The 9,790-nt window shown below is 58.0% G+C and carries 6 protein-coding genes; 3 read left to right on the forward strand and 3 right to left on the reverse strand.

The window, feature by feature from the left end:
* Positions 1 to 157: 157 nt before the first annotated feature.
* Entirely contained in the window at positions 158 to 1,741 is a 1,584-nt protein-coding gene (locus HU811_RS20650) for a peptide chain release factor 3 (RefSeq protein WP_092459580.1), read from the reverse strand.
* A gap of 71 nt (positions 1,742 to 1,812) precedes the next feature.
* On the opposite strand from HU811_RS20650, the gene HU811_RS27605 reads away from it, so the two are divergent.
* The gene (locus HU811_RS27605) at positions 1,813 to 1,947 is read left to right on the forward strand and encodes a hypothetical protein (RefSeq protein ID WP_263642028.1); all 135 of its coding nucleotides are present in this window, start codon (positions 1,813 to 1,815) and stop codon (positions 1,945 to 1,947) included.
* Between the two features lie 3 nt (positions 1,948 to 1,950).
* On the opposite strand, the gene HU811_RS20655 is transcribed toward HU811_RS27605, so the two are convergent.
* Positions 1,951 to 3,522: a hypothetical protein gene (locus HU811_RS20655; RefSeq protein WP_186657832.1), complete on the reverse strand. Its 1,572-nt coding sequence runs from the start codon at positions 3,520 to 3,522 to the stop codon at positions 1,951 to 1,953.
* A gap of 49 nt (positions 3,523 to 3,571) precedes the next feature.
* Positions 3,572 to 5,017 (reverse strand): DUF2599 domain-containing protein, encoded by a 1,446-nt coding sequence (locus tag HU811_RS20660; RefSeq protein WP_186657834.1) that lies wholly within the window; start codon positions 5,015 to 5,017, stop codon positions 3,572 to 3,574.
* A gap of 772 nt (positions 5,018 to 5,789) precedes the next feature.
* Here HU811_RS20660 and HU811_RS20665 point away from each other — a divergent pair.
* Positions 5,790 to 6,953 (forward strand): type III PLP-dependent enzyme, encoded by a 1,164-nt coding sequence (locus HU811_RS20665; RefSeq protein ID WP_186657836.1) that lies wholly within the window; start codon positions 5,790 to 5,792, stop codon positions 6,951 to 6,953.
* Positions 6,954 to 7,144: 191 nt separating this feature from the next.
* On the forward strand, positions 7,145 to 9,670 hold the full coding sequence (locus HU811_RS20670) for a PepSY domain-containing protein (RefSeq protein ID WP_186657838.1): 2,526 nt from the start codon (positions 7,145 to 7,147) through the stop codon (positions 9,668 to 9,670).
* Positions 9,671 to 9,790 lie beyond the last annotated feature (120 nt).

The raw sequence follows: 9,790 nt of genomic DNA on the forward strand, positions 1-9,790 counted from the left end.
CATCGCGAGCAGGCTCGCTCCCACAGGGGACTTGAGGTGAACATGGATCCTGCGATCAGCCCGCTCCCACAAGGGGAATTGGTGGAGTCCAATCATTAAGTGGAAATAAAAAACCCCGCAGCTTTCGGTGCGGGGTTCTGGGTGTACAGCTCAGCGCTTAGTGATGCTCACGGGTCGCGCGGAAGTTCACATCCGGCCAGCGCTCTTCCATCAGTGCCAGGTTGACCCGGGTCGGCGCCAGGTAGGTCAGGTGACCACCGCCGTCGAGCGCGAGGTTTTCCACGGCTTTGTTGGAAAACTCTTCGAATTTCTTCTTGTCGGCGCAATCGACCCAACGAGCGGACCACACGGTGATGGGCTCGTAGGAGCACTCGACCTTGTATTCCTCTTTCAAACGGCTGGCGACGACGTCGAACTGCAGCACACCGACGGCGCCGAGGATGATGTCGTTGCTGCGGGTCGGGAAGAACACCTGGGTGGCGCCTTCCTCGGCCAACTGCTGCAAGCCCTGACGCAATTGCTTGGACTTGAGCGGGTCCTTCAGGCGCACGCGGCGGAACAGCTCCGGGGCGAAGTGCGGGATGCCGGTGTAGCCCAGCACTTCACCTTCGGTGAAGGTGTCGCCGATCTGGATGGTGCCATGGTTGTGCAGGCCGATGATGTCACCGGCAAAGGCTTCTTCCAATTGCTCGCGTTCCGAGGAGAAGAACGTCAGGGCGTCGCCGATGCGCACATCCTTACCGGTGCGCACGTGGCGCATCTTCATGCCTTTCTCGTATTTGCCGGAACAGATGCGCATGAACGCGATGCGGTCGCGGTGCTTGGGGTCCATGTTCGCCTGGATCTTGAACACGAACCCGGTGAACTTCTCTTCCACCGGTTCCACGGTGCGTTCGTTGGCCACGCGCGGCAGCGGACGCGGCGCCCAATCGACCACGGCGTCGAGCACATGGTCGACACCGAAGTTGCCCAACGCGGTACCGAAGAACACCGGGGTCAGTTGGCCGTCGAGGAATTCCTGCTGGTCGAACTCATGGCAGGCGCCTTGCACCAGCTCCAGTTGCTCGACAAAACGGTCGTACTCGTCGCCCAGGTGGGCGCGGGCCTCGTCGGAGTCGAGCTTCTCGATGATTTTGGTTTCGGTGCGTTCATGACCATGCCCGGCGGTGTAGACGATGATGTAGTCGTCAGCCAGGTGATACACGCCCTTGAAATCGCGGTAGCAGCCGATCGGCCAGGTGATCGGCGCAGCCTTGATCTTCAGAACCGCTTCAATCTCGTCGAGCAGTTCGATCGGGTCGCGGATGTCCCGGTCGAGTTTGTTGATGAAGCTGACGATCGGGGTATCCCGCAGACGGCAGACGTCCATCAGGGCGATGGTCCGTGGCTCAACACCTTTACCGCCGTCGAGGACCATCAGCGCCGAGTCCACCGCCGTGAGGGTACGGTAGGTGTCTTCGGAGAAGTCTTCGTGGCCCGGGGTGTCGAGCAGGTTGATCATGTGATCGCGATACGGGAACTGCATGACCGACGTGGTAATGGAAATACCCCGCTGTTTTTCCATTTCCATCCAGTCGGAGGTGGCATGGCGGTCGGACTTGCGAGATTTCACCGTGCCGGCCACCGCAATCGCCTTGCCCATCAGCAAGAGCTTTTCGGTGATGGTGGTCTTACCGGCATCGGGGTGGGAAATAATGGCGAAAGTGCGGCGTTTCGCGACTTCGGCGGCCTGTTTGGTCATGGGAAATCGCCTGGCAGGTGATTCAAAAAAGGGCGGTGATTATAGCTCAACTTGTGCCAGGAACCGAACCCTTGGGTACATCCGGGGTGGCCAGATACCCGTTGTTGCTGATGGATGAACCTTTCGGCGCGGTAGCCGCCATCAACCGCAAGTCCCGTGGAGGCAAGACCCGTATTGTTTCGCCAGCCGAGATGGCGTCGGCCTGACGTTTATAGCTGGACCCGGAGCACTTGGGAAAACAACCACTGCGGGCTGAGCGTGGTAAACACCGAATAATTGATCAGTACCGTTTTTCCCTTGTGTTTCGAGACCCAGGTCGGGTCAAGCACGAAAACGTTGGGCTTACCGGCCGTAACCATTTGATGGGGCGTATCAAGGAGGGTTTGCCCCATGACACGTACGCGCAGGGTCGAGCCCGTCGGAGCTGGAGAGTTGACCGTGACGGTCCCCGAGGCATAACTGGGTGCCGGAAGAACCAGCGCCTGGGGATCGATGGTCAGAAACCGCACCCCAGACTCCAGGGTTTCACCGGCACCACTTCTTTTGATCGTGTAGCTCACCGGTACGGTAAGCCCAATGCTATCGACGACCTCAATGCGGGGAATCAGCACCTGTTTGTCCGCGGGGAGCTCGCCATATACGACCGGCGGACTGCTGTATGGCACGCGGCCTCCCCATCGAACACTCAGGATATCGGAGGCGGCAATTGCCTCGGTGGGCAATTGCACGATGAGGTACTCATCCCTATAGATATCCTTAGTGTTCAGACGGTCGCCAGAGACGGAGCTGTAAGCCTTGGGAATGGTGGGTGGGGCCAAAGCGGGCATCGGGAGAACCGGGGAGATCGCCTGGTCCGCACTCACATACTGAAAACTGAAATGACCTTGTGGGCTGGGGGGCAATGTGACACGAACGATGGGGACAACAAGACCGTTGGTGCGCTCATGATATTTTTTTTGGTCGGTACGGGAGGCTTCCAGATCGTTTGAACCGGTGATCCAGAAAAACGCCTGGATGGGCAGCGGAGCCGGATTTTTTTCCGGCCAGGCTTCGATTCGAAGCTCGTTGTGATTCTTGAAGTTAAAATCGGCGCCTCCGGGCTCAAGTTCAACAAGTTTTCTGACCTGCAATCCCGCATTGAAGTTAGCCACGGCTTGCTCATTCAACGCATCGTTGAGCATCCACGCGCAACTGGCAGGGTTTCCGTAACTGACCCTTCGAAAATGGGTCAGCCAGGCCCTGGCAGTGAAAATATTCTGTTCATTACAAGGTTTACTCAGGGGATAGACGAACTGGGTAATGCTGTCACGGCAACCGCGGGCGCCCGGTTTGCTGCGATAGATCGTCGCGCCATCGTAGGGAAAATAGCAGATGATCAAGGGCTTCATTTTTCCCTGCGGAGCCCGGAGGGTGGGATAAAAAATATAGCCATGCCGGGCTTCGTTATTGCCCCATGGCGCACCACCAAACTTGGCGTCGGCCCTCAGGTAGGAAAATGAAACCGCGCCGCTGGTCCTGGAAAATTCGCTGTGGTCCCAAGGATCGAAGTTTCCTGCATTGGTCGTGCGTGCCAGGACACCCGTGCATAAAAAAGCAGGTGCCGTGGCAGCCCCGCAGTTGACCGCGGTGTCGTAGTAGTTGCGGGTCAAGGCGGCTGCCGTTGCTTCTCCTGACTGCACGATCGTGCCCACCAGTGCTTCGCTAAAGGACAGCGGCGAAACACACAGACTGCCCAGTAGAATCAACAGCTCTGCTGATTTTTTAAACGTGAGATTTGCCATGTTCGTCGCCTTGAGTATCCCGGTCGGGTCAACAGCCTGATCTGCCCCTTCAATGAGGATTACAGCGGTTATCACCCGGCAACTTCATAATCACATCATGGGCAACATAGGGACGAGCGGGCTCAAGGCTCCACGTAGGTTTATTCTCGGCGATATCGGGGGAATCAAGATGACAGGCCAACTGTCGGCGCATGCTGCTGCCCATGTTGTCGAAATTCCAGTCCTTGCGATTCGGATCAAGGGCAGCCGCCTTGATCGCCAACTCGGCCAGCACGACATTGGTTTTTCCTACGCCGGCTTTTCTTCCGCACGCCGTGGGCGTGACCTTGAGCGATGAAATTTTTCCCAGGACAGGCTCTACATAATTGTTGTCCCACTCGATCTTTTCTATGTAGTTATCACAGGAGCGACTATCCACGGGCGGTTGAACGTGCTGATCGACGGGGTAGTAGGCAAATTTCGCGTCCTCAGCGATCGATTTAGGAAACTGTATCTTGATGATCGGCTTCCACGTATTGCCTTGCTCTACCCATCGACGCTGATCATCTCGAGCAAGCTCACGAGACCTAAAAGTCTTTGTAGTTCTGTCAATGTAATCAACACCACTCTCATAAATAAAAGCAGCGATAGGGAGTTCCAGGTACGTGGCTTTCGCTGAGTCGCTGTCACTGGCGACAGGCGCGTCAAACTTTACCCGTTCCTGGCTGCTCCAGTCCCTTTTCCAGTATTTATTATCCGGCCAGGTTTCAATTCTCAGCTCCGACTGAGTATGGATCGCATCACCCTTTTCATCAGGATCGTTGGCCAAAATCTTTCGTGCCTCGACAAACGTATTGAATGCATCAGCCTTGTTGTAGGTACCGAAGTAGTCTTTGGTGGTATCAAAACCGCATTGAAACTTGTGCGCTTTCGTCGCTTCCGGGTCTCGGGTTTGACGGTCATAGTGTTCCATCCACGCCTTGGCATTGCTAATGCCCAGCTTCTGGCAATAGTCCTCGACAACGCCGAGGGAGTTCCCGTTTTCCTGATAGTCGCCACAGCCGCTGTTGGTTCGATAATTCGTCCAGGAATCAATAGGAAAGGCACACAACACTTTGATTTTGAATTGCTCCAGCTCATTCACAAAATCATTGGGCACCAAGGCAAAACCATTGAACCTGAGCATGCCCAGCCCATTGAATTCCACATCTTTTCTTAGATATGAAACCGATGTACCTCCGGCGGCAATACCCGAGCCCCCCGCTTCCAGGCTATGCGATAACGGACTGGCATCCCACGGCAAATAACTTTGTTTACTGACGATTCCTCGAAGTATCAATCCTGAGCAATCAGACGCCAACCTGCCACTTCCACAATCCCGTGCGGTCAATCGATACCAGTACTCCATCAGTTTGGCCGTATCGGTGCCAGGGCTTGCCTGCAACAGGCTGGAGCCCGATACAAACCCGAGAAACAAAGAAATGTTTAATATCCGGATGACCCGACGTTTGCGCATGACTCTCTCCTAGAGCTTTTTCTTCGCTCAATTCAATCCGTCATAAAACCCCGCCTAATAAACCGCGCAATCAGACATAATCCCAACACCGGTTTTATTCAGCGGCGAGTACAACTTGAGAGATGAGTATTCGATAATCGCTTCGTCGCGCCCACTGTCAAAACTTACAGTCTTTTAAGGCTGTTTAAACGATTTCTTCATAACCAGGCGGTCATCAATCAACAAATGATCTGCGGTATAAAAGGCTCCCCTCACATTCCCATGTGCAAGGGCCACCCGTGAGGTCTGTGTCGCATTGCCGAGGAACATCTGACTGTCACACAGGTCGGTTACATCAGGAGCTGTCGCGGGCCGCACGACGAATGAGTGCAAAAACGCGACATTTTTTGTTGATCTCAGGCCCCTCACGCCCTAAAGTTCGCGCCGAACGTCCATGCTGGAAACGATCCATCCGGCTCAAGTACTGACGACGAGACAGCAAGGCCAAGGGAATCAAACTTCAGGTCGTTTGAGAGCGTAGCGAGCGCAGGCAAGACAAGGCGGGAAGAGGCGAGGAAGCGGAGTTTACTGGTTGTAAATGAGCATTCCGAGCCTCTTCCCAACGCAGTATTGCCAAGCGCAGTAGCTCTCAAACGACCTGGATGGCCTTTTTGCTTTCGGCGGCAATGCCTTGGGAAGTAGGCGAACCAAAGTGGGGATACGGAGGACGTTCACGAGGGCTGCTTGCCCTTACACCCATTGATCCTGATGTTTGCCAGTAGGAGTCCCAAGTATGTCGATCCAGGTCGAAGATTATTTCGCGCGCGAGACCTTTCAGAAAATGAAGGCGTTCGCCGACAAGCAGGAAACCCCGTTCGTGGTGATCGACACCGCGATGATCTCCAAGGCCTATGACGACCTGCGCGCCGGTTTCGAATTCGCCAAGGTCTATTACGCCGTCAAGGCCAACCCGGCAGTGGAAATCATCGACCTGCTCAAGGATAAAGGTTCGAACTTCGACATCGCTTCGATCTATGAGCTGGATAAAGTCATGAGCCGTGGCGTAGGCCCGGATCAGATCAGCTATGGCAACACCATCAAGAAATCCCGGGACATCCGCTACTTCTACGAGAAGGGCGTGCGCCTGTATGCCACCGACTCCGAAGCCGACCTGCGCAACATCGCCAAGGCCGCGCCGGGCTCGAAAGTCTATGTGCGCATTCTTACCGAAGGCTCGACCACCGCTGACTGGCCGCTGTCGCGCAAGTTCGGCTGCCAGACCGACATGGCCATGGACCTGCTGATCCTGGCCCGCGACCTGGGCCTGGTGCCGTACGGCATTTCGTTCCACGTCGGTTCGCAACAGCGCGACATCAGCGTCTGGGATGCGGCGATCGCCAAGGTCAAGGTGATCTTCGAGCGTCTGAAAGAAGAAGACGGCATCGTCTTGCAGCTGATCAACATGGGTGGCGGCTTCCCGGCCAACTACATCACCCGCACCAACAGCCTGGAAACCTACGCCGAGGAAATCATCCGTTTCCTCAAGGAAGACTTCGGCGACGACCTGCCGGAGATCATCCTGGAGCCGGGCCGTTCGCTGATTGCCAACGCCGGCATCCTGGTCAGCGAAGTGGTGCTGGTCGCCCGTAAATCCCGTACCGCCGTCGAGCGCTGGGTGTACACGGACGTGGGCAAGTTTTCCGGCCTGATCGAAACCATGGACGAAGCCATCAAGTTCCCGATCTGGACCGAGAAGAAAGGCGAGATGGAAGAAGTGGTCATCGCCGGCCCGACCTGCGACAGCGCCGACATCATGTACGAAAACTACAAGTACGGTTTGCCGCTGAACCTGGCCATCGGTGACCGTCTGTACTGGCTGTCGACCGGCGCCTACACCACCAGCTACAGCGCAGTGGAATTCAATGGCTTCCCGCCGCTGAAGTCGTTCTACGTGTAATTGGCTGGTCGCTGGACCCGAAAGCCCGTGACTGTGTCACGGGCTTTTTTGCAATAGCGCGAAACGCGCCCATGAGCGCAATGCTGTTGGCTTCAGGCTTGTCTGAATCATGTGGCTTTTATGTGTGTTTATGAATGGTTCTCGATAACATGCGCGCCATGATGAACAGCAATGACTGAAAGGCGAGTGACGTGTTTAAGAAAACCCTGTTCCAGTTGCACTGGTTTTTCGGCATCAGCGCCGGGCTGGTCCTGGCGTTTATGGGCATTACCGGTGCCGCGGTGTCGTTTCAGGACGAGATCCTGCGGGCGTTGAACCCCCAGGTGTTGATGGTCCCGAAACAACCGGAAGGCGTCCTGCCGCCTGCCGAACTGGTGCAACAGATCGAGGCCGCTTCCGGTAAAACCGTCGCCATGCTTTGGGTCGAGACCGACAGCGGCCACGCCGCACGGGCAATTTTCGCCGCCCCGCCTGGGGAAAAGCGCGGCCCCATGCGCTATTTCAACCCGTACAACGCACAATTCATGGGCGATGTGCTAGGCCAGGATCTCTTCGCTCTGATACTCAGGCTGCATCGCGTCCTGGCCTTGGAGGATGTGGGTCGACAGATTACCGGTGCCTGCACGCTGATCCTGGTGTTTTTCTGCTTGTCCGGGCTGTACCTGCGCTGGCCACGCCAATGGAAAAGCTGGCGTGCCTGGCTGACCCTCGACTGGGCGAAAAAAGGCCGCAGCTTCAACTGGGACCTGCACTCGATGGCGGGCACCTGGTGCCTGGCGTTCTATTTGCTGGCGGCGCTGACCGGTCTGACCTGGTCCTACGATTGGTACAACAAAGGCGTGACCCGCCTGCTCTCCGATTCCCCCGAAGAAGAACGGGTGCGCAACCGCGGCCCAGCGCCGAGCGGCCCGCCGCCGGTGGCCGATTATCGAGCCATGTGGAGCAGCATCTACAGCGCCGCGGGCCCTGGCCTGATCTCCTACAACGTGCGCATGCCGCCGGTGGCCGGGCAACCGGCAACGGTGTTCTACCTGCTGAAAAACGCGCCTCATGACCGGGCGCTGAACCAGCTCCTCCTCGACCCGGCCACCGGTGTCATCAGTGGTCACAGCCGCTACAGCGACAAGAGCCTCAAGGCGCAGTTGCTAACCAGCGTCTATGCCTTGCATATCGGCAGCTATTTCGGCCTGATCGGGCGGATCCTGGTGACGGTCGCCGCGCTGACCATGCCGCTGTTCTTCATCACCGGCTGGTTGCTGTACCTGGACCGTCGCCGCAAGCAGCGCCAAATCAAGAATGCCCGCCAGGCGCTAGGTGCCAACCGTAGCGATGCGCCCGCCTGGCTGATCGGGTTCGCCAGCCAGAGCGGTTTCGCCGAGCAACTGGCCTGGCAGACCGCCGGCCAGCTCCAGGCTGCCGGTTTGCCGGTGAAGGTCCAGCCGCTGGCCGGTGTCAGCGAGCAGGAGCTGAGCGACTGCAGCCACGCCTTGTTCGTCGTCAGCACCTTTGGTGACGGCGAAGGACCGGACAGCGCCCGGGGTTTCGAGCGCAACGTGCTGGGCCGGGCCATGAGCCTGGAGCGCCTGCAGTATTCGGTGCTGGGCCTGGGCGATCGGCAATACGAAAACTTCTGCGGCTTCGCCCGACGCCTGCACACCTGGCTGTCGGAGCACGGCGGTAAGGCCCTGTTCGCGCCGGTGGAAGTCGACAGTGGCGACCCTTACGCCTTGCGTCACTGGCAACAGCAATTGGCCGAACTGACCGGACAGGCTCCGCTGGACACTTGGCAAGCGCCCAGTTTCGAGAACTGGACCCTGCACCAGCGCACCTTGCTCAACCCCGAGAGCAGCGGCTCTGGCGTGTATCTGTTGGGTCTCACCGCGCCCGGCCCGAACAGTTGGTTGGCCGGTGACCTGGTGGAAATCCTGCCGCGCAATGACCTGTCGGCCATCGAACATTTCCTGGAGGGCCTGGGCATCGCCGGCGTTGCTCGCGTGCAGGTCGATGGCTTGCCCCTACGTCTCGATCAGGCGCTGGCCAACCGCCAACTGCCGGAAAATCGCGCCCATCTGGTGGGCATGCATGCCCAGGCCCTGGTGGATGCCCTGCCGCCCCTGGCACTGCGCGAATATTCCATCGCTTCGATTCCCGCCGATGGCCGGCTGGAACTGATCGTACGCCAGGAACGCCACACCGACGGCAACCTGGGTATCGGTTCCGGTTGGCTCACCGAGCATGCGGCGCTGGGCAGCGCCATCAGTCTGCGGGTGCGCCGCAACAGCGGCTTCCATCTGCCGCCTCAGGGCGTGCCCATGATATTGCTCGGCAACGGCACCGGTCTGGCCGGCCTGCGCAGCCTGCTCAAGGCGCGCGTGGCCGAGGGCATGCAGCGCAACTGGCTGCTGTTTGGCGAGCGCCAGCGCGAGCATGATTTCCACTGCCGTGATGAGTTACAGGAATGGGTGACATCCGGCGATCTGGAACGCCTGGACCTGGCGTTTTCCCGGGATCAGGAACAGAAAATCTACGTTCAGGACCGCCTGCTGGAATCGGCCGCGCTGCTCAAGCAATGGCTGGACGACGGTGCGGCGATCTATGTCTGCGGCAGCTTGCAGGGCATGGCGTCGGGCGTGGAGCAGGTGCTCAACGACGTGCTCGGAGCCGAGGCAGTGGAGCGCTTGATCGAACAGGGGCGGTATCGGCGGGATGTTTACTGACGGACCAAGATCCCAGTTCACACCATCCCCTGTGGGAGCGAGCCTGCTCGCGATGCGGAGTATCAGTCAGCACTTTTGTCGACTGACACTCCGCATCGCGAGCAGGCTCGCTCCCACAGG

The sequence above is a fragment of the Pseudomonas tehranensis genome, assembly GCF_014268615.1.
In the GTDB taxonomy this organism is placed as follows: Bacteria; Pseudomonadota; Gammaproteobacteria; order Pseudomonadales; family Pseudomonadaceae; genus Aquipseudomonas; species Aquipseudomonas tehranensis.